We start from the raw sequence: 17,702 nt of genomic DNA on the forward strand, positions 1-17,702 counted from the left end.
TAGGATGCCTGCGTACGGCGAGAGCTTTGCGTAGAAGCGCATCGACAAAAGTCATGTCAGAGACAAGGCGAGCGACATACCAGGCCGTAACATCAAGTGAATCCTGCCGCGTCGTCAAAAAGGCCTCGCAAGAGGGACAAGAGGAAGCCGAACCTCGGCTTAATGGGTGAAGGCCACGGAAACTGTTACGAACTTGGAGCGGCAGTGAAGAATCCTCCGGCGTAAGGGGATCGGCATGGTATGAAAGAGGATACAGTGAACTGGGGAGACCCTCCCCTGCACGGTTTTTTTTTTTGAAACCGTAACGAAGTGGTCCATAAGTCCAAAAGATGAAATGATCAACTTGCAGGAAGGGAGTCCGAGGGGCTCATAGTACTGAGGAACGACAGGACAACACAACCTGTCGGAGGGAAGGAGCCCTGCTTTGTTCATGTTTCTTAAGGAGGTACGAGCTAGTGAATGCCGAAGGGCTAACAACACCAAAAGAAAACGTTCAACAACTCCAAGAGAAGCTAGGTCATGCGGCCAAGGAAAACAAGAAGCGAAGATTCCATGCTCTGTATGACAAGGTCTATAGAAGGGATATTCTGTGGGAAGCATGGAGGCGAGTGCGCGCGAACAAAGGTGCAGCGGGTGTGGATGAACAAACCCTTTCGGACATTGAGAGGCAAGGTGAATTTCAGTTCATAGAAGAGTGCCACCGACTGCTGAAAGAAGGAGACTACCACCCTTCGGCTGTTCGAAGGAAGTACATCCCCAAGAAGGATGGAAAGCAGAGGCCTCTCGGCATCCCAACCATTCGTGACCGGGTCATGCAAATGGCAACGAAGCTTGTCATTGAACCTATCTTTGAAGCAGATTTCCAAGAATGTTCGTTCGGTTTTCGCCCGAAACGGGGTGCCAAACAAGCGCTGGAACGAATCCGTAAAGCATGCAACCGCAAAGGAAACTGGGTGGTCGACGTCGACATCCAAGGCTACTTCGATAACATCAACCAAGAGAAACTAATGAAGCTGATCGCCATGCGAATCAGTGATCGTCGTATCTTGAAATTGGTGAGAAAGTGGCTTGTTGCGGGAGTTATGGAAGAAGGAAGTGTCCGGCGCTCGGATTTAGGCACGCCACAGGGCGGAGTGATTTCGCCTTTACTAGCAAACATCTATCTGAACTACTTCGATCTATTGTGGGAACGCCATGGGAAACAATGTGGAGAATTAACGCGATATGCAGATGACTTTGTGGTCGTATGCAAAACCAGAAAAGACGCTATGCGTGCCTACGAACTCATCCAGAGGATTATGGAACGATTGGAGCTAACCCTGCATCCGACCAAAACACGGATTGTTGGTTTATGGACAGGCGAAGAAGGCTTTGACTTTCTGGGGATGCATCACCGCAGAACGAAAACAGAAACGTCCAAAGCACGAGTGTATTATTCAACACAGCAATGGTTAACTTCAAAAGCGGAAGCGCGGATTCGCGAAGTGGTGAAGGAGCGCTTAGCGCCACCAAGTATGCGAAAGTACGCTTTCCAAGAACACGTTGCATGGCTGAACCCCAAGATCCAAGGTTGGCGAAATTACTACCATACGTTTTACGGTAAACGGATATTAGCCAAATTAGACTGGTATATTCTACAGCGGTTCACAAGATGGTATGCGAAGAAACGGCAACGAGCGAGATGGATAGGGTCCTATTCAGAGGTGAAGTATTTGGCAAAATTACATGGATTGAAGAAGCTCTTGTAGTCCGCACGCTCATGAATGACGAACATCGGAAAGCCGTATGAGGGAAAACCTCACGTACGGTTTGATGAGGAGGGGCTGGGAAGACCAGCCCTTTACTCTAGTACGTACATTTGGATATCGATTTTTAACTGTGTAACGCATCAAATCGTGAGTAAAGAAGATTTTTTTTCAATCACAGCTTTTATTGTTGAAACACTTTGTTCGATGGATTGATGGGTTGTGTCAACAATATTGGATTCATAGCAACCCAAATTGTTAAACTGCTCCCACATGTTCTCTACCAACTCAATGTTGGAGTTGTTGTCCGGTTTGGTGCGATTGATTGCTCTAAGAACCAAGGACCAACAATTCCATCTATAATGACATCGTACCCGCCACGTGCAAAACATTTTGCAGCTTCCAAAAAGGCTCTAACGCCAAATAGCCCCCACCAATTTTGAAAGGAGCGGGAGGGCTATGCGTCAAAAAATTGAAGAGCGTTGTGCCCTTACTTTCCCTTATGGGTGTTCAGACCCTGATACACAGCAACGGCCAATGCAGAACCGACAAGCGGGGCGATTAGAAACACCCATAATTGGGATAAGGCTTGTCCGCCGAGCAAAAGAGCTGGTCCCAAGCTTCTTGCAGGGTTGACGGACGTTCCCGTCAAGGCGATGCCAAGAATATGTACGAAAGCGAGCGTCAGTCCGATGACCAGACCGGTGATGTTTCCATTGCTTTCATTGGAGGTCACGCCCAGAATCGTGTAAATAAATACGAAGGTTAAAACGACCTCGACAATGACCGCCATGAACGCTGTAATCCCGATCCCGTAGCCAGGGCCGAAACCGTTTTGACCGAGCCCCGTCGTGGGCATGCCTGCGGAGACGATGATGGCGTACAGAAGGGCAGAGGCCGCGATCGCCCCAAGGATTTGCGAAATAACGTACCCGATAAAGTCGCTACCCTTTAATTTACGGCTCATGAACATGGCGAGTGAAACCGCCGGGTTGATATGGCATCCCGAAATCGGTCCGATCACGTAGGCCATCGCCACAATAGACAACCCGAATGCCAATGCAATGCCCAAATATCCAAGCTCTCCCCCTGCCGTTGCGGCACTGCCACAGCCGAATAGAACCAGAACAAAAGTTCCAATGAATTCAGCAGCATACTTCTTTAATGAAACGTTCATAACCTACCTCCAAAGAAATAAAAATCCTTTTTGATATTAAACGAAACGAGTATACAAAAACTGTACAAGAAAGAGGGTATGACCAGTTCTCGAAATGAAAAGGCAATCTTCACGGTTTTAAGACGACGGACGTTTGATATCGATCGCCTTTGTGGAGTGTGCAGCACCTAAATGATATAATTTCTACAAAGAATAGGATAGGGAGGCAAGGCCAATGAGAGATGAGCTCTTGGAACGGCTCGAAGCTTGGCATGAAGAGGATGAATTCGAAGAAATCGTGGATTCGATTACAGAGATCAAGGAGGAAGAGCGGGATTATGCCCTGGTCAGCCATCTGGGGAGAGCGCTGAATAATTTGGAGCGTTACGAAGAAGCAGTCGAGCAGTTCTTGTCGGTTGCGGAAGAGGGACAGGATGACCCGCTCTGGCATTATCGCATCGGTCTGGCTTATTATTATTTGGAGCAATATGAGCATGCCCGTGAAGCCTTTGAAAAGGCAGACCGACTGGATCCGGGAGATGAGGATACGCAAGAATTTCTGGAATGGATTCGGAGCAAAACCAAAACCGATGAGAAGGCTGTAGAGACAGCCCAATCTGCCGCCGGAACCCCAATCGAAACGGCAAGCATTGGCGAAGCGGAAATCGGGGATTTTTGGGATGATCACGCAGAAACCGCAGAACAATTTGTGTTGGCCCCGCCGACCGATGAGCAGATTGCTGCCGTGGAGGAACAATTGGTTTTCAAGCTGCCCACATCCTATATTAAAATGATGAAATTACATAATGGTGGAGTCCCCCGTTATCGGTATTTCCCTGTCAGCGATGCGGACGCTACCGAGAAGAGACGCATTGAGATTTCGGGCATGTTGGGCATTGGGCGGGAGAAGAAACACTCGCTGTGTGGAGAAGCCGGCAGCCGATTCATCATCGAGCAGGGAGGCTACCCGGAAATTGGCGTAGTGCTATGCGAGTGCCCGGCTGAGTCAGAGGTAGTGATGCTGGATTATCGGGCATCCGGGAATGCTGGCGAGCCCGAGGTTGTTCATATCGATAAAAACCAAGGTTACAAGATCACTTGGCTGGCTCCCGATGTTGACACCTTTATTCGGGGTTTGGTGAATGAGGAAAATCGTTCTCCCAACTTCCAAGGTTCACTTTAAGGAAACAGGCGAATCTTCAAAAAGCAGGTGATCGGATGAGGTTTAGCACTACGCCATACTTCAGCGTATTCCGGATGGCGCCGGTTCTGGCTCTGGTTCTCTTCATGACGGCGTGCACTTCGTACACCAAAGTGTCTTCGGAAGGGGTTAAAGCTTTCAGGCAGGATATCAAGCAGAATTTCCCACTTATCCAAAAGACGGAGGTTCGTTACTCTACTCCTAGGGTTGAAGTTACTTACAAGCTCAAAGAAGAACTTAATGAAGCAGAGGTGCAGCTTCTTTTTACGAAGACCCAAGCATTCATGACGAGTCCATCCTTTCAAAGCGAGGTGATTGATGGTCAGTACCGTATAAAGTATCCAAGTTGGGGCGACCCGGAGCTTGCAATTACTTTAACGGTTCGCGGAGAAGATGCTGCGGTCTACCGGTTCATCTGCATGCCAGAGAACGTCGAAACGGATAAAGATGAACCAGTGTACACTCACTGGTATGTATACACTGAGGATGATGCGGAAGGAAAGCCTTATCCCGATCAAAAAACGGAAATCAAAAAATGAAGGTGGCCTGAGCCTCTTAACAAGGGTTCAGGCTATTTGTTTTGTCCTAGAGTACTACGGGGGATGAGTCTGTTTCTATTTATACAGATAGTGTATGGGAAGCTGAATTTTACTCTTAGCATGAAACCAGCAGATGTCGCATTTCATATGATTATCCGTCTGGAACGACGAATCCGTATTCTTGAGGTTCGCTTCGAACCGTAGGTGCACAGTAAACCTATTAGATTAATGTTGATAAGTTAGGTTGCGGCCCATCATCGAGATCTTATTAAACCCGGGCAGATGTCCACACAGCCGCCCTGATTCAGGCATACACTTTATCGTGATCTGCGATGAAGAGGAGGAACGAACAGATGGTGACCATGGAACCGATCGTGGTGGAAGGGCATGTTCTGACAGGCGTGGAAGTGAAGCTGCCCAAAACCACTTTGCTGACGATAAATACGTCGAAGGGATACATCATGTGTGGTGCCTTGGACGTTGGGCTGCTGAATGAGAAGCTAGGGGACCGTAAAATCATTGCTGCCCGTGCGGTCGGCGTACGCACGTTGGATCAGCTGCTGCATGCGCCAATGGAATCGGTAACGACCGAAGCCGAAGCGATGGGCATTACCGTGGGCATGAGCGGCGTCGAAGCTCTATTGAAAATGATTTAATTTCGATTTAATTACGACATGATGACAGAAGGCTCCCGGAGGGGAGCCTTCTTTATTTTTATTAATATTAAGCCTGTTCGTCCGCAAACAATGCGGCAAGGTTTTCGTTAAACGGTGCGCGCACGACGCCTTTTTCCGTGATGATGGCCGTTACATATTCGTTCGGGGTCACGTCGAACGCAGGATTGAACACTTTGACGCCTTGCGGCGCCGTGCGTTTGCCAAATCCTTCGGTGACTTCCTCGGCTGCGCGTTCTTCGATCGGAATGAGATCGCCGGACGGCGTGGACAAGTCGATGGTGGACAGCGGGCTTGCCACATAGAACGGAATATTGTGGGCCTTCGCCAATACGGCGAGGCTGTACGTGCCGATTTTGTTGGCTACGTCGCCATTGGCCGCCACGCGGTCCGTACCAACGATAACGGCTTGAATCCATCCTTTGGACATGACCATGCCGGCCATGTTGTCGCATAGCAGCGTAACGTCGATGCCGGCTTGCTGCAGCTCGAATGCAGTCAGGCGTGCGCCTTGCAGCACGGGACGGGTTTCGTCCGCAAATACCTTGAGTTCGATGCCGCGTTCCTTGGCAAGGTACATCGGCGCGGTCGCCGTACCGTATTTGGCCGTAGCGAGTCCGCCGGCATTGCAGTGCGTCAGCACGCCCATGCCGTGCTCGAAGAGTGGCAGCGCATTTTCACCGATCATACGGCACACTTCCTCGTCCTCTTTTTGGATCAACAAGGCTTCCGCTTCCAAGGCGGCGCTGCCGTCATCGATGGAGGCTCCGGCTTGAGCCAATTCCTGCGCTTTGTTCAACATGCGATCCAGTGCCCAGAACAGGTTCACGGCTGTAGGACGCGATGTAGCCAGGTGGGCGCAGATCGATTTGACATGTTCCAGCCATCCTTCGATGGATGAGCCGTCATAAGCTTTGGCACCCAGCACCACGCCAAAGGCAGCAGCGATGCCAATGGCTGGCGCTCCGCGGACCTTCATGGAGTGGATGGATTCCCATACTTCTTCCGGCGTGTACAGCTTCAGCATAACGATGCTTTCGGGAAGCAGTCGCTGATCCAGCATTTCAAGCTTGTCCTGTTTCCATACAAGGGAAGACAGAGGTTGATAATCGGTTGTTGTCATGGTGTTCCCCCGTTCCTGTTTTTAGCGTTCCAGCGTGGATCCCGCCGCAGCCACGGTATCGAGCAGTTCGTCGATCGAATTCAAGCTGCGGTTACTTTTAATCAATGCTTTGCCGATGGCCAGCGATTTGCGTTGGGCCCGCTCGCGGGAAGCGGCATCCTTAATCGTGTCGATATCCGCGACGTGGGCAAGGCCGACGATGCGCCGGACCATTTTGGCGCCGGCAAAACCGGCAGTGTCACGCAGCAGTTTTTGTACATAATGATCCTCATAGCCCCGGGCTTTCGCCACAGGATCGAGCAAATGGGTTGTCCATAAGGCACGGAAACGGGATTCGAATTCGGTCCATACATCCCGTACCATGTCCAGCATTTCGATTTCGCGAGCCTTCCGGGCAGCGTCATCCTGAATCCACCCCGGCACGGCAGCGTAATGAAGCAGCAAATTGGCCAGCACCGCGCCGATATCGAAACCCATCGGTCCGTAATATGCAAATTCCGGGTCGATGACTTTGGTCGATTCCGGGGTAACGAAGATGCTTCCAGTGTGAAGGTCGCCGTGGATTAAAGCTTCGCCATGGGTCAAAAACTTTTCCCGCAGCAGCGCAACTTCAAGATGCAATGCTGCATCCGTGCGAAGGGCTTCGGCCTCATCCTCGATGGAGGCTTCATAGTTGTTTTTTTCCGCAATGCGGTAAGGTTCGTCGAAAATCAAGTCTTCCGTAATCTTGCACTGGTCAGGGTTGATGAAGCGGCCCTGTTTCTCTTTTTTCGATTTCTGATCCATGCCCAGGTCCGAGGTGAAAAACAGCGTCCGCGCCATGAATTCTCCGATATGGCGGGCGAAGAGCGGATAAGACATGCCGTCGATCAGGCCTTTGCGCATAATGGTGTGATCGCTCAAATCCTCCATCACCGTCAAAGCAAGAACGTCATCATAATGGTAGACCGCCGGGACCGATCCCGGACAAATGCGATATTGCTCCTGCAAAATTTCCCTTTCAATCCGGGCGCGCTCCAAGGAAAGGGGCCAAGACTCACCGACGACTTTCGCATAAGGGAGGGCTTGTTTGATAATGATACTTTTATCGGAGTTTCGGTCCGTGATGTGAAAAACCAAATTCAGGTTGCCGTCGCCGATCTCGCGGCATTCCAACTCGGAATCGGCCGTGAATGGACCGGGTATCGTTTTTGCGAGTTCCATCGCGTCTTGGGAAGTCAATGGATGATATTGAGTCAAGGATGCCACCTCCATGGTTAAGAAAACAGAAAACCCACTTCTCTGCTTGGTATAAGTGTCAGTATATCGGAAATACCCGCGTTTTTGTACTTTTTTTTGCTGCAGGGCGTTCAAGCTTGGTTCAACCCGGGGAAGCATGGGTAAAATCAGGATAGGCCCGACGGAGAAAGTGCCCGGGAGATCACGAATCATTGGTAAAGTCTCTGTGGTGCCCGCGCATGAACCCGGGAAGCATGGCATGACAGGCTAATTTTAGATAAAGGATGGGATATGCATGGCTACAACAAATAAAACCAATCAAGCAAAAACCGTTCAAGAAATACTGAATCGTCAGGTGGCCAACCTGAACGTTCTTTACGTGAAAATCCACAACTATCACTGGTACGTCAAAGGTCCGCATTTCTATACATTGCATGTGAAATTTGAGGAATTTTACAACGAAATTACGGCACAGATGGACGAAATCGCCGAGCGTTTGCTGACCCTGAAAGGCAGCCCTGCCGCTACGATGAAAGAGTATCTGGAGCTTTCCACCATTCAGGAGGCATCCGGAAAAGAAGATGCAAACGCGATGGTCCAGAATTTAATCGAGGATTTCGCAACGCTGTCGAACGAGTATCAGGAGGGCATTGACGCTGCAGAGGAAGCGGAGGATCAACCGACCTCGGACATGTTGACCGGCTTTAAGGCCGATCTGGAAAAACACATGTGGATGCTGCGGTCGTTCCTTGGATAATAAATACTCACCCGGCTTGAAGGTTCCTCTTCCGAAAGGATAAGTTGTCAGAAATGCGCCAAGCAACTATACTGCTGACAAAGACCGATTCGGGAGGGGAACGACATGTCACAACCAACGGCTCCGGCTCTGAAGGAATGGGCTTCTGCGATCAAAGAGCTGGAAAGCGGCCGTCAAATTTTGGTGATGCGCAAAGGCGGCATCGTGGAGGAAACGAGGCATTTCGAACTGAAAAGCCCTGCTTTCTATTTGTATCCGACCTATGAGCACCAACGCAAAGAATTGATCAAGCCGGCAGAACAACCGCGTGTAGATGAATCCATGGCGGGGTGGTCCCCGGATCTGCAGGCGATCCAATTGACGGCGTACGCCGAAGTGACGAAGGATCTTGAGATCCGGGATCAGGAAACGCTGGAGCGACTGCAAGAATTTCATATGTGGACTTCGGATTTTGCGGAAGCGCGTTTAAAATGGAAAAGAAAAGATCCGCTTCATGTGCTGCTGCTTCGCGTATATCGTCTGAATGAGCCGATGGAGATCCCTGTGCTGCCCGAATACAATGGCTGCAAATCTTGGATTTCCGTTCCTAATGGTCAGGTGCTGCGCGAAATGACGCCGGTGCTGGACGTTGCGGAATATGACAGACGGGTGAAGCGAATTGAAGAAGCGCTGCGAGCGGATTAACGCGGAAAGGACTTGTCCATAATCTGGATAAGTCCTTTTTTTGGCTTTACAAAGAAAGGGTCCAAGATGCCGTTTGTCAATTTCAGTGATTTTTCTCACTGTTCAATTGCCGCGGCACCGCATTCTAATTTGATTCAAGTCCCGATTTATTATAGAATCATGTAGAATAATGTTTGAAGGAAAGACATCCTTTCTTTAGGAAATGTCTTGATAATCAGTGAGAATCAGATTAGAATTATTCTAAAGTTCTATGCTGATGGTTGAAGACAACCGGAAATTCAGGGGAAGCCCTGTTCAGATACAATGATGGGTGCTTTTTCGTTTTGACAGCTAACATCAATTCTACCAATGGAGGGAAACAATACACATGGCTACGAATTTCGTCATCGAAGGTCTGAAAGCGGAGATCGAAGGCAAAGAAATCCTGAAAGGAATCAACCTGCAAATGAAAGGTGGAGAAATCCACGCGATCATGGGTCCGAACGGAACAGGTAAGTCCACGCTGGCTTCCGCATTGATGGGACATCCTAAATATGAAGTAACCGATGGAACCGTAACGCTGGACGGTGAAGACCTGCTGGAGATGGAAGTGGATGAGCGCGCACGCGCCGGTCTGTTCCTGGCCATGCAATATCCGAGCGAAATCGCAGGCGTAACCAACTCCGATTTCCTCCGCAGCGCAATCAATGCACGTCGCGGCGAGGGCAACGAGATCTCCCTGATCAAGTTCATTCGTCAAATGGAAGGCAAAATGAAAGATCTCGACATGAACCCGGAATTTGCGCATCGTTACCTGAACGAAGGTTTCTCGGGCGGTGAGAAAAAACGGAACGAGATTCTGCAAATGATGCTGCTTGATCCAAAAATCGTTGTACTGGACGAAATCGACTCCGGTCTCGATATCGACGCTTTGAAAATCGTAGCGAATGGCGTCAATGCCATGAAGAGCGAAGATCGCGGTTTCTTGATCATCACTCACTACCAACGTTTGTTGAACTACATCACGCCTGACTACGTTCACGTTATGATGCAAGGCCGTATCGTCAAATCCGGCGGTCCTGAGCTTGCTGAACGCCTTGAAGCAGAAGGTTACGATTGGGTTAAAGAAGAACTGGGAATTACAGACGAAACTGTAGGCCAAGAAGCGTAAAGACTAAACGGAGGAGGAAATTTCATGACTACACAAACCATTCTTCCGGTTGAATCTGAAGCGCTTCGCGCCTTGTCGGAAAGCAATCAAGAACCCGGCTGGCTGACTGAGCAGCGTCTTGAAGCACTGAAGCTTGCAGGCGAACTCGCGCTTCCCAAACTGGAAAAGCAAAAAATCGAACGCTGGAATATCAGCGAATATGGAACATATAAAGCAGCGGAAGCCCTGACTTCCCTGGATGATGCTCCTGCGAGCATCAAAGACCTGGTACAGGATCAAAACGAAGGCGGTCTGGTCATCCAGCGCAATTCCGGCAACGTATACGCGAAACTGTCGGAAGAGCTCGCGGCCAAAGGTGTTATTTTCACGGATCTCGCTACGGCGGCTCGTGAACATGAAAACCTGGTGAAACCGTACCTGAATACGGCTGTCAAAGCCGATGAGCATTCGATTGCTGCGCTGCATGCAGCGCTTTGGAACGGTGGAGTATTCCTTTATGTTCCTAAAAACGTGGAAATCGAAGTGCCTCTGCAAGCCGTTTTATTGACCGATGATGCTTCTGCCACATTTGCGCCGCACGTGCTGGTTGTTGCGGATACGAACAGCTCCGTTACTTACGTGGATAACTATGTTTCGAGCGAGCTGTCTGCACCTGTATTCCATAACGGCGTCGTAGAAGTCATCGCCAAAGCTGGCGCGAAAGTGCGTTATGCGACAGTCCATCAAATGGATGCCCAAGTGACGGACGTATCGTTCCGCCGCGCTGTTCTGGAGAACGACGCAACGATCGAATGGATCGTCGGGGAAATGAACAATGGAGATACGGCGAGCAACACGATGAGCGTGCTTAAAGGCAATGGCTCGAACTCCGATTCCAAAGTAATCGCGGTAGGTTCGGGATCGCAAAAAATCAATTACACGACCGAAGCACGTCACTTCGGTAAAAATACACCATCCCAAATGATCACACGCGCTGTGATGCGCGAAGAAGCTTCGGCGATCATCAACGGAATCACGAAGATCGAAAAAGGCGCAACCAAAGCGGACGGACAGCAAACCGAGAAAGTGTTGATGCTGAGCCCGAAAGCACGCGGAGACGCTAACCCGATCCTCCTGATCGATGAGGATGACGTAACGGCAGGTCACGCTGCTTCGGTAGGCCAAGTCAATGCAGAGCAGGTTCATTACTTGATGTCGCGCGGGATTAACCGTACGGATGCGGAACGCCTGATCATCATCGGCTTCCTAGCTCCGGTGGTGGCGGATATTCCTTTGGAAGCATTGCGTACCCAATTGCAATCCCTGATCGAACGGAAGCTGGGTCGATGAACCCATCCATCCGCGAGCAGTTCCCGATCCTCCACCAGGAAATCAACGGACACCCGCTCGTATATCTGGACAATGCGGCGACGTCGCAGAAACCGCAGTCGGTTATCGATGCGATTAAGCATTATTATGATTTTGAGAACTCCAACGTGCATCGCGGAGTTCATACGCTTGGAAGCCGGGCAACGGACGCCTACGAAGGCGCTCGCGAGAAGGTTGCCAAATTCATCAATGCCCGTCGCACGCAGGAGATCATTTTCACCCGCGGCACAACGACGGCTTTAAATATCGTCGCTTCTTCCTATGCACGCTCCGTGTGCAAGGAAGGCGACGAAATCGTGATTACGGCGATGGAGCACCACAGCAACCTGATTCCATGGCAGCAAGTGGCCAAGGCAACTGGAGCGACGTTGAAATACATTCCGCTTCAGCCGGACGGCAATATCGATCTGGCCGATGTTGAGAAAACGATCACGGGCAATACTAAAATTGTCGCGATCGCTTATGTATCCAATGTGATGGGTGTCATCCATCCAGTGAAACAAATTGCCGAAATTGCGCATCGCAACGGTGCCGTTATCGTTGTGGACGGAGCGCAAAGCACACCGCACATGAAGGTTGACGTGCAGGATCTGGACTGTGATTTTTATGCGCTTTCCGGCCACAAAATGTGCGGTCCTACCGGAATTGGTGCGCTTTACGGCAAAAAGGCGCTGCTGGAGTCCATGGAACCCGTCGAGTTCGGCGGTGAAATGATTGACGATGTCGGTCTTTACGATTCCACCTGGAAAGAGCTGCCGTGGAAGTTCGAAGGCGGTACGCCGATTATTGCCGGTGCAGTAGGGCTTGGCGCTGCGATTGACTTCCTGGAGCAGATCGGCATGGACGAAATTGCCCGGCATGAGAGCGTGCTGGCGGCGTATGCCACAGAACGCCTGTCTGAAATCGGTGGACTGACCATCTATGGACCTGCCAAACGCCATGTCGGAGTCGTTACCTTCAATCTGGGCGACGTTCACCCGCATGATGTGGCAACCGTGCTTGACGCCAGCGGAGTCGCCATTCGTGCCGGACACCACTGCTGCCAGCCATTGATGCGTTGGCTGCAGGTCAGCGCGACGGCTCGCGCCAGCTTTTATCTGTATAATACCGAACAAGATGTGGACCGGCTTGTCAGCGCCTTAATCCAGACAAAGGAGTATTTTGGCGATGCAACTTGATGATCTGTACCGGCGAGTCATAATGGACCACTACAAAAACCCGCGCAACCGCGGAACGTTTGATAATGAAGCCGTCACGGTGGACTTGAACAATCCAACCTGCGGCGACCGGATTTCACTGCAGCTTATGTTGAAGGACGGAATCGTTCAGGAGGCCAGATACACGGGAGAAGGCTGTTCCATCAGCATGTCTTCGGCGTCGATGATGACCGAAGCCATCCAAGGCAAAACGATGGAGCAGGCGCTCGATCTGGCGAACCGTTTTTCCTCACTGATGAAAGGGGAAGAAGTTGATTTCGACGATTATGAAGATCTCGAAGCCCTATCCGGTGTGAACAAGTTCCCTGCACGCATCAAATGTGCCACTCTGGCCTGGAATGCACTGCGCAAAGGAATTGACGATGAGGACAATGTACAATAACGATAGGGAGGTAGAGCAAGATGGCTAAAAAAGCACCAGAATTGGAAGAGTACAAATATGGTTTTCGCGACGAACACAAATCCATCTTTCAAACCGGTAAAGGTCTGACGGCTGAAGTCGTCACCGAAATTTCCCGGATCAAAAACGAACCGGAGTGGATGCTGGAGTTTCGTTTGAAAGCTCTGAAACAATTTGAAAAGATGCCAATGCCGAAATGGGGCGGAGATCTGGACGAATTGGATTTCAACGATATTCAATACTATGTTCGTCCTTCCGAAAAACAAGGGAAAACATGGGAAGAGGTACCTTCCGAAATCAAGGAAACGTTCGACAAACTCGGTATTCCTGAAGCAGAGCAAAAATTCCTGGCAGGGGTATCCGCTCAGTACGAGTCCGAGGTTGTATACCATAACATGCAAAAGGAACTGGAAGACCAAGGCGTGATCTTCATGGATACGGACACTGCGCTCAGAGAGCATCCAGAAATTTTGCGCGAATATTTCGCAACGGTCATTCCGCCGGCAGACAACAAATTTGCTGCATTGAATAGTGCGGTATGGTCCGGAGGCAGCTTCATCTACGTTCCAAAAGGCGTGAAATGCGAAGTGCCTTTGCAAGCCTATTTCCGGATCAACTCCGAAAATATGGGACAATTCGAGCGTACGCTGATCATTGCGGACGAAGACAGCTTCGTTCACTATGTTGAGGGCTGTACGGCTCCGATCTACAGCACCAACTCGCTGCACAGTGCGGTCGTTGAGATCATCTGTAAGAAAAATGCCCGCGTTCGTTACACAACGATTCAAAACTGGGCGCCAAACATCTATAACCTCGTAACCAAACGTGCGGTTGCCGAAGAAAATGCAACGATGGAATGGGTCGATGGCAACATCGGTTCCAAACTGACCATGAAGTATCCTGCGGTTGTATTGAAAGGCCGCGGAGCGAAAGGTTCCGTTCTGTCCATCGCGGTAGCAGGCAAAAACCAACATCAGGATGCAGGGGCGAAAATGATTCACCTTGCACCGGATACAACGTCCACGATCGTATCCAAATCGATCAGTAAACATGGCGGTAAAGTAACGTATCGCGGACTGGCTTCATTTGGCCGTCAGGCTGAAGGCGCCAAAGCCAACATCAAGTGTGATACACTCATTCTCGACAATGAGTCCACATCCGATACGATTCCTTACAACGAAATCATGAACGATAACATTGTGCTGGAGCATGAAGCAACGGTATCCAAAGTATCCGAGGATCAGCTCTTCTATCTGATGAGCCGCGGATTGACCGAAGCGGAAGCGACGCAAATGATTATCATGGGCTTTATCGAGCCGTTCACCAAAGAACTGCCGATGGAATACGCGGTAGAGATGAACCGTTTGATCAAATTCGAGATGGAAGGCAGCATCGGTTAATCGATCGTTGGCATCCAACAGGACCAAGGGATATCCCTTGGTTCTTTTTTGCGTTTCAAATCGGCAGGATAACTTTGTTATTTTTTTGCTTTTCATAGGAAGATGGGGAGTATAATAGGATCAAAAACACAGTCAAATTGTGGGACATGTGCATCTACTAATCGAAAAGGATGGTGATTCCATTTCCATGAGCATGAATCCATTCGAAGGATACCGCGTCACAAGTTCATTTGGCTATCGGATCCATCCTCTTCATGGAGGGCAGACATTTCATCGGGGGATAGATTTGGTCAAGGTGCCTTGGAATGCGCCTGTATTTGCATTTATGGACGGCATTGTGCGCTTTGCTGCCGAGGGGGCTACTGGTTCGGGATTCGGCGGTTACGGCCTTACAGTAGCGTTGGAGGACCATCGGGGCTACCTGCATTGTTATGCCCATTTGTCCAGCATTGGCGTACGGAAAGGCCAAAAGGTAAAACGTGGACAGCGGATCGGCAATCAGGGAAGCACCGGGCAGAGCACGGGCCCTCACCTTCACTACGAAATACGCAAAAATAGCGCCCCTTCCTATGGCTATACGGCTAGTGAAGACGGTGTAGTGGAACCGGAAGCCTACTTGAAATCTGAATACGGCACGAACGGGGAGGAGCATGCGCCCATGACAAATGAAGAGAAGCTGGCCTTTGAGGCGTTGCAGAAAAAGGTGGATGCTCAGGCAGCTTGGGTGGAGCAGCAGAAAAAGTTAGCCAATATGAGCTGTCCGGCCTGGGCAAAAGACGCATATGACTATTATCGTAAATATATGCTGACGGAGACGGGCAGTTATGATTTTTGGCGGATGCTGGTGATCATGTATCGTAAAGAAAAAGGGTTATCGGTGACTTCGCAGTCTGATGGGGGAACAGCCTAAGTAGAGTCCTAAAATCGTCCTAAATTCATCCGATGGACTGCGTGGTATGCAAGTGTGAAGGAAGGGGACGGATTGCGAGTGTGGATTTAAAAAAGGGAAGCCTGTGGTCAGGCTTCCCTTTATAGCGTTTTGCTGGACGGTCATCGATTAATTCGTATAAATTTCAACAATGGCAATATCCCTTTCCTTGGCCAAATCGATAAAAGCGGAGGAAGTTTGAACCAGTGGCCGGAAGTAATCGGCAGGATTATTCATGACGATCAGGCCGTTTTCTCCTGTAGAGAGCAGGACGCGCTTGCCGATAAAATTCGGAAGCATATGCTTGATTAATTCCTGTGTGGCTTCCCCATTCAGTTGTCCGAAACTGAGGCTGTACAGCTCGCACAGAACTGAAATCAGTTCCTGTTTAGTCTGATATACCCTGTTTGTGGTCATCGCGCTGTATACGTCTGCCACAGCCGTGATGCGGGAGTACGGATGAATTTCATCCCCCTTCAGGCCCAAAGGATATCCGCTGCCATCCTCGCGTTCATGATGCTGCAGCGCTACGGTAGCAAGAATTTCGCTTTGCGTGGATTTCTTGATAATCTCATATCCATAAGAGGTATGTTTCTTCATCTCTTCGAATTCTTCGTAAGTCAGCTTGCCTGGTTTATGTAGAATTTCAGCAGGGATTTTTGATTTCCCGATGTCATGCAGGTAGCCTGCCTTGGCTACGGTAAGGCATTCATCCGGATCGTATCCCATCCAGCAGGCGATGTAGAATGATAGCATACCTACTTGCAGCGAATGGTTATATGTGTATTCGTTGTCTCCATCCAGCATCAGGAGAAGGGAAACAACGTCTTTTTGTTTTTCCAGTTGGGTGGTGAGGGGAACGACGATCTCATTCACCTGCTCATCGTCAATGAACCCTTTCTCCAGCGCTTGTTTGAATAACACTTCAGTACCTTTGATCGTATCGTCAAACAGAGTTTGTAACCGACGGGTTTGATCGGAAGGCAAGGTTTGTGCATCAGAGTGTTCGTTGGATGCTGTGTGCTCTACATCTGCATAATCGATTCCATGTTGCAGCAATTTGAAAATATCGTCTTCGCTGAGTGTGGAACCTTTCATCAGCATGTGGAGACCTGTACTGTTGTATACATCGCTTTTTAACAGATCGCCAGGTTTAAGATCAGTAACATGCACTCTCACGTATAAACCACCTTTTCCTCGACTTATATCGACACATATAGTAATAATAACAAGAAAAAAATGGGTTGACAACGACTTATTTACTGATCCATGTGAGCTTTCAAGAGATGGAAAGACTAATTATCAAGGTTTTTGGTAGGGTCCCATGGACCTAGTTGGTGCCCTTTCCATTCAGCACCATCTTCCCATATTTCTTTTTTCCAGATCGGTACGGCCTGCTTCAGCCTTTCGATCGCATAACGGCTGGCATCATAACAATCGCTGCGGTGCGGAGAGGACACCGCAATGACAACGCTAATCTCCTCGACATCCACTTTACCTATGCGATGGCTGATCGCACACTGCACGCCAGGCCAGCGTTCGGAAATTTCCGCTCCGATGGCCGCCATTTGAGATAAGGCCATCGGAACATATGCTTCGTATTCCAGATGAACCGTTCGTTGTTCTCCCGTCATTTCACGCGTCGTGCCGACGAAAGTCAGCGTTGCTCCATGGTTTGCGGTGATCACCAGTCTGGTCGTGGCTTCGACGGATAAAGGGGAGGAAGTGATCATGTACATGCCATCCGGCGTCCGGTGCTCGGCGGCGGTGATGGCGGGCTGGTCAGGCGATGCATCGGAGCCGTCTCCTCCGGATACAGGCGGAATCAATGCAAGCTCATCCTGAGCCTGGATTGCTGCACTCGCCGGGGCATACTGCTGATTGACGGCCAGAAAAGCGGAGCGGATTTGCGCAGCCGCCTCAGGATAGGCGAGGGCAAGGCTTTCTTTTAACGAGGCAGCCGTGGGCTGTTCCCCGGGATAGTCATGTTCAAGGACAGACGTGCCGATTCGTTCGGCAATGCCTGCAAATAACTGAATTTTCAATTTCATGCTGGAGTTCACCTCTTTTTGATCTCTAAACCCTTTCAATATATCATAACGACGCCGAAAATGTTATGCTTATCTATTAGAGGAATATACG

17 protein-coding genes and 1 pseudogene are annotated in these 17,702 nt (G+C 49.8%); 12 read left to right on the forward strand and 6 right to left on the reverse strand.

Annotation, left to right across the window (positions count from 1 at the left end; translation table 11 throughout):
• Positions 1-455 precede the first annotated feature (455 nt).
• Positions 456-1,748, forward strand: a complete 1,293-nt coding sequence (gene ltrA / locus MKY59_RS08875) for a group II intron reverse transcriptase/maturase (protein ID WP_339277149.1) — start codon at positions 456-458, stop codon at positions 1,746-1,748.
• Positions 1,749-1,888: 140 nt separating this feature from the next.
• Here the strand turns inward: ltrA and MKY59_RS08880 are convergent.
• Positions 1,889-2,163 (reverse strand): annotated as a pseudogene (locus MKY59_RS08880) (hypothetical protein); the annotation flags it as partial.
• A 72-nt stretch (positions 2,164-2,235) separates the two neighbouring features.
• Entirely contained in the window at positions 2,236-2,922 is a 687-nt protein-coding gene (locus MKY59_RS08885; RefSeq protein WP_339277150.1) for an aquaporin, read from the reverse strand.
• A gap of 214 nt (positions 2,923-3,136) precedes the next feature.
• Here MKY59_RS08885 and MKY59_RS08890 point away from each other — a divergent pair, with 214 nt between their 5' ends.
• The 3 genes from MKY59_RS08890 (at position 3,137) to MKY59_RS08900 (ending at position 5,297) form a co-directional block, all read left to right on the forward strand.
• A complete protein-coding gene (locus MKY59_RS08890) occupies positions 3,137-4,084 on the forward strand; it encodes an SMI1/KNR4 family protein (protein ID WP_339277152.1) in 948 nt (315 codons plus the stop codon).
• Between the two features lie 74 nt (positions 4,085-4,158).
• Positions 4,159-4,641, forward strand: a complete 483-nt coding sequence (locus tag MKY59_RS08895) for a hypothetical protein (protein WP_339277153.1) — start codon at positions 4,159-4,161, stop codon at positions 4,639-4,641.
• Between the two features lie 353 nt (positions 4,642-4,994).
• On the forward strand, positions 4,995-5,297 hold the full coding sequence (locus MKY59_RS08900; RefSeq protein ID WP_236421156.1) for a DUF1805 domain-containing protein: 303 nt from the start codon (positions 4,995-4,997) through the stop codon (positions 5,295-5,297).
• Between the two features lie 67 nt (positions 5,298-5,364).
• On the opposite strand, the gene mtnA is transcribed toward MKY59_RS08900, so the two are convergent.
• Both mtnA and mtnK read right to left on the reverse strand, forming a co-directional pair.
• On the reverse strand, positions 5,365-6,438 hold the full coding sequence (gene mtnA, locus MKY59_RS08905; protein ID WP_339277154.1) for an S-methyl-5-thioribose-1-phosphate isomerase: 1,074 nt from the start codon (positions 6,436-6,438) through the stop codon (positions 5,365-5,367).
• 21 nt (positions 6,439-6,459) lie between these two features.
• Positions 6,460-7,677, reverse strand: a complete 1,218-nt coding sequence (mtnK, locus tag MKY59_RS08910; protein WP_339277155.1) for an S-methyl-5-thioribose kinase — start codon at positions 7,675-7,677, stop codon at positions 6,460-6,462.
• Between the two features lie 274 nt (positions 7,678-7,951).
• Between mtnK and MKY59_RS08915 the strand changes: the two genes are divergently transcribed.
• The 8 genes from MKY59_RS08915 to MKY59_RS08950 all read left to right on the forward strand — a co-directional run bounded on the left by MKY59_RS08915 (position 7,952) and on the right by MKY59_RS08950 (position 15,542).
• Positions 7,952-8,413 (forward strand): Dps family protein, encoded by a 462-nt coding sequence (locus MKY59_RS08915; RefSeq protein WP_236421159.1) that lies wholly within the window; start codon positions 7,952-7,954, stop codon positions 8,411-8,413.
• A gap of 105 nt (positions 8,414-8,518) precedes the next feature.
• Positions 8,519-9,097, forward strand: coding sequence for a DUF1802 family protein (locus tag MKY59_RS08920; protein WP_339277156.1), 579 nt, complete (start codon positions 8,519-8,521; stop codon positions 9,095-9,097).
• 367 nt (positions 9,098-9,464) lie between these two features.
• Positions 9,465-10,247: a Fe-S cluster assembly ATPase SufC gene (gene sufC, locus MKY59_RS08925; RefSeq protein WP_339277157.1), complete on the forward strand. Its 783-nt coding sequence runs from the start codon at positions 9,465-9,467 to the stop codon at positions 10,245-10,247.
• 24 nt (positions 10,248-10,271) lie between these two features.
• The gene (gene sufD / locus MKY59_RS08930) at positions 10,272-11,576 is read left to right on the forward strand and encodes a Fe-S cluster assembly protein SufD (protein WP_236421162.1); all 1,305 of its coding nucleotides are present in this window, start codon (positions 10,272-10,274) and stop codon (positions 11,574-11,576) included.
• Positions 11,573-12,793 (forward strand): cysteine desulfurase, encoded by a 1,221-nt coding sequence (locus MKY59_RS08935; RefSeq protein WP_339277158.1) that lies wholly within the window; start codon positions 11,573-11,575, stop codon positions 12,791-12,793. Before sufD ends, MKY59_RS08935 begins: the two co-directional genes overlap by 4 nt.
• Complete coding sequence (sufU, locus tag MKY59_RS08940) at positions 12,783-13,214, forward strand: Fe-S cluster assembly sulfur transfer protein SufU (protein WP_236421164.1); 432 nt, start codon at positions 12,783-12,785, stop codon at positions 13,212-13,214. Before MKY59_RS08935 ends, sufU begins: the two co-directional genes overlap by 11 nt.
• A gap of 20 nt (positions 13,215-13,234) precedes the next feature.
• The gene (gene sufB / locus MKY59_RS08945) at positions 13,235-14,632 is read left to right on the forward strand and encodes a Fe-S cluster assembly protein SufB (RefSeq protein WP_339277159.1); all 1,398 of its coding nucleotides are present in this window, start codon (positions 13,235-13,237) and stop codon (positions 14,630-14,632) included.
• A gap of 187 nt (positions 14,633-14,819) precedes the next feature.
• Positions 14,820-15,542 (forward strand): M23 family metallopeptidase, encoded by a 723-nt coding sequence (locus MKY59_RS08950; protein ID WP_339277160.1) that lies wholly within the window; start codon positions 14,820-14,822, stop codon positions 15,540-15,542.
• A gap of 147 nt (positions 15,543-15,689) precedes the next feature.
• Here MKY59_RS08950 and MKY59_RS08955 read toward each other — a convergent pair whose 3' ends face one another.
• The gene (locus MKY59_RS08955) at positions 15,690-16,739 is read right to left on the reverse strand and encodes an HD-GYP domain-containing protein (RefSeq protein ID WP_236421166.1); all 1,050 of its coding nucleotides are present in this window, start codon (positions 16,737-16,739) and stop codon (positions 15,690-15,692) included.
• 116 nt (positions 16,740-16,855) lie between these two features.
• Positions 16,856-17,611: a molybdenum cofactor biosynthesis protein MoaE gene (locus MKY59_RS08960; protein WP_339277162.1), complete on the reverse strand. Its 756-nt coding sequence runs from the start codon at positions 17,609-17,611 to the stop codon at positions 16,856-16,858.
• Positions 17,612-17,702 lie beyond the last annotated feature (91 nt).

Origin of the sequence: Paenibacillus sp. FSL W8-0426 (assembly GCF_037969725.1) — a bacterium.
Taxonomy (GTDB): Bacteria; Bacillota; Bacilli; order Paenibacillales; family Paenibacillaceae; genus Paenibacillus; species Paenibacillus hubeiensis.

Bases quoted from the DNA above. Each gene is read 5' to 3' on its own strand.
- MKY59_RS08915 (WP_236421159.1), top strand. From the start codon at position 7,952: ATGGCTACAACAAATAAAACCAATCAAGCAAAAACCGTTCAAGAAATA.
- MKY59_RS08960 (WP_339277162.1), bottom strand. From the start codon at position 17,611: ATGAAATTGAAAATTCAGTTATTTGCAGGCATTGCCGAACGAATCGGC.
- mtnA (WP_339277154.1), bottom strand. From the start codon at position 6,438: ATGACAACAACCGATTATCAACCTCTGTCTTCCCTTGTATGGAAACAG.
- MKY59_RS08900 (WP_236421156.1), top strand. From the start codon at position 4,995: ATGGTGACCATGGAACCGATCGTGGTGGAAGGGCATGTTCTGACAGGC.
- sufB (WP_339277159.1), top strand. From the start codon at position 13,235: ATGGCTAAAAAAGCACCAGAATTGGAAGAGTACAAATATGGTTTTCGC.
- MKY59_RS08920 (WP_339277156.1), top strand. From the start codon at position 8,519: ATGTCACAACCAACGGCTCCGGCTCTGAAGGAATGGGCTTCTGCGATC.
- MKY59_RS08950 (WP_339277160.1), top strand. From the start codon at position 14,820: ATGAGCATGAATCCATTCGAAGGATACCGCGTCACAAGTTCATTTGGC.
- sufU (WP_236421164.1), top strand. From the start codon at position 12,783: ATGCAACTTGATGATCTGTACCGGCGAGTCATAATGGACCACTACAAA.
- MKY59_RS08935 (WP_339277158.1), top strand. From the start codon at position 11,573: ATGAACCCATCCATCCGCGAGCAGTTCCCGATCCTCCACCAGGAAATC.
- MKY59_RS08895 (WP_339277153.1), top strand. From the start codon at position 4,159: ATGGCGCCGGTTCTGGCTCTGGTTCTCTTCATGACGGCGTGCACTTCG.
- sufD (WP_236421162.1), top strand. From the start codon at position 10,272: ATGACTACACAAACCATTCTTCCGGTTGAATCTGAAGCGCTTCGCGCC.
- MKY59_RS08890 (WP_339277152.1), top strand. From the start codon at position 3,137: ATGAGAGATGAGCTCTTGGAACGGCTCGAAGCTTGGCATGAAGAGGAT.
- MKY59_RS08885 (WP_339277150.1), bottom strand. From the start codon at position 2,922: ATGAACGTTTCATTAAAGAAGTATGCTGCTGAATTCATTGGAACTTTT.
- sufC (WP_339277157.1), top strand. From the start codon at position 9,465: ATGGCTACGAATTTCGTCATCGAAGGTCTGAAAGCGGAGATCGAAGGC.